This window comes from Natrinema pallidum DSM 3751 (assembly GCF_000337615.1).
In the GTDB taxonomy this organism is placed as follows: Archaea; Halobacteriota; Halobacteria; order Halobacteriales; family Natrialbaceae; genus Natrinema; species Natrinema pallidum.
Map to the genome: position 1 here is coordinate 1 of NZ_AOII01000105.1, position 1,869 is coordinate 1,869.

2 protein-coding genes are annotated in these 1,869 nt (G+C 59.3%); both read left to right on the top strand.

Going from position 1 to position 1,869, the window contains the following annotated elements; genetic code table 11:
* The first annotated feature begins 188 nt into the window (after positions 1-188).
* Positions 189-1,211, top strand: a complete 1,023-nt coding sequence (locus C487_RS17410; protein WP_006187150.1) for a hypothetical protein — start codon at positions 189-191, stop codon at positions 1,209-1,211.
* A complete protein-coding gene (cas4, locus tag C487_RS17415; RefSeq protein ID WP_006187151.1) occupies positions 1,208-1,768 on the top strand; it encodes a CRISPR-associated protein Cas4 in 561 nt (186 codons plus the stop codon). The genes C487_RS17410 and cas4 overlap by 4 nt, the downstream gene beginning before the upstream one ends.
* The last annotated feature ends 101 nt before the right edge of the window (positions 1,769-1,869 follow it).

The window sequence follows — 1,869 nt, forward strand, 5'->3', positions numbered from 1 at the left end:
AGAACTTCGTCGAGTCGTCAACAACAATGAGATGCTCTCACGGGATCACGCTGTGCCGGCTGTCGAGACTTCGGGGTAAACTCATACGATACTTCGATCACTTTGAACGAGTCGAGTACGATATTCACGATTCTGTACTCGCATTTGACGACACCGACGCAACAGTAGACTACGAGACAGCTGGCCGGATGATCATCAACGAGACCGGCGAGACTGAGTCAGTACTCGCGATCTGTAACACCATCGACAGTGCTACCGAACTCACGGATACGATCGAGGAACGCAAAGCGGTCGTCGACGTTGGTCGGTGTCTCGAGTTGGAACTCGACGATGACGGAGCTGACGTGGACGCTCTCGTCAAACGGGTCGAGGCGACGCTCGGTTCGAACGAACGGGCACTCGTCCACCTCTCGACTCGCCTTCGCCCGCATGACCGTCTCGCGCTCATCGAAGCGACGAAGCGACTCACCGAACGCGACGTTCCGCTCGTGGCGGTGTCGACGCAGCTTATCGAGGCTGGGGTAGACATCAGCTTCGATCGAGTGTACCGCGACATCGCACCGATCGATAGCGTCGTGCAGGCGGCGGGTCGGTGTAACCGGTCGTTCGAGAGTGACCTTGGAGCGGTGACACTCTGGTGGCTCGCTCCACCAGCGGGCACGACCAAGACCCCAGCACAGGCCGTCTACGACTCTGAGGGAGTGAGTACAATTTCACTGACTTCCAAAACACTCGACGCGATCGGTGCGAACGACGGAACCGTCGCCGAACGGACGATGACCCGCGAGGCCGTTCAGCACTACTACGGGCTCGTCGCCGGCCGAAATCCGGGATCCCCACAGTACGTCGAGTGGGTCGACGAGGCGAAGGGAGCGAAACTCGGCACGCTCTCGCTGATCGGCCAACGAGAGAGCGTTGACGTGGTCGTCTGCCGAACGGACGCCGACCGAGATTTGGTCGATGCGATGGAATCGGCCGTGAGAGAATTCGACTACGACGCGTTCGGTGACCGGCGTGACGAAGCCAAGGAGATCACCGTTTCGCTCCCGATCTACAGCCAAGACTCGACCGAGGCCGAGACAGCTCGACACCTCGAACCGCTCGGTGATACCGACCTCTGTGTACTCAGGCGGCCACAGGGCACCTCGTACTTCGACACAACGAAGGGCCTCGCTGTGGACGAGCCGAGCGTCGACGACCGGTTCCTATGACCGATTCATTGACTGACCCCGTCGACCGGTTTCTCGACGCTGCCAGAGACGAGACCGCCGAACTCCCCTTCCGACTGACCGGCGTCATGTTCCAGTACTACGTCGTCTGTGAGCGAGAACTCTGGTTCCTCAGCCGTGACGTAGAGATCGACCGCGACACGCCATCGATCGTTCGCGGCAGCGACGTTGACGACTCGGCTTACTCGGACAAGCGCCGAGACGTGCGTGTCGACGGGATCATCGCGATCGACGTACTGGACAGCGGCGAGATCCTGGAAGTCAAACCCTCGTCGTCGATGACCGAACCAGCGCGGTTGCAGTTGCTGTTTTATCTCTGGTATCTCGATCGGGTCACCGGCGTCGAGAAGACCGGCGTCCTTGCACATCCGACAGAGAAACGACGCGAGACGATCGAACTGACCCCGGAAACCAGCGCCGAAGTCGAATCGGCTATCCGTGAGATCCGTGAGGTCGTCACCGCAGAATCGCCGCCACCGGCCGAGGAGAAGCCGGTCTGTGACTCGTGTGCCTATCACGATTTCTGCTGGAGCTGTTGACCATGAACGACAACCATCCGTCTTTAGTTAAGCCTCACACCTCGGTTGTGTAGTGGTAGCGAGCGTCTCTTGTAAGATTGGTCGTTGCTTGTGGATCTTCT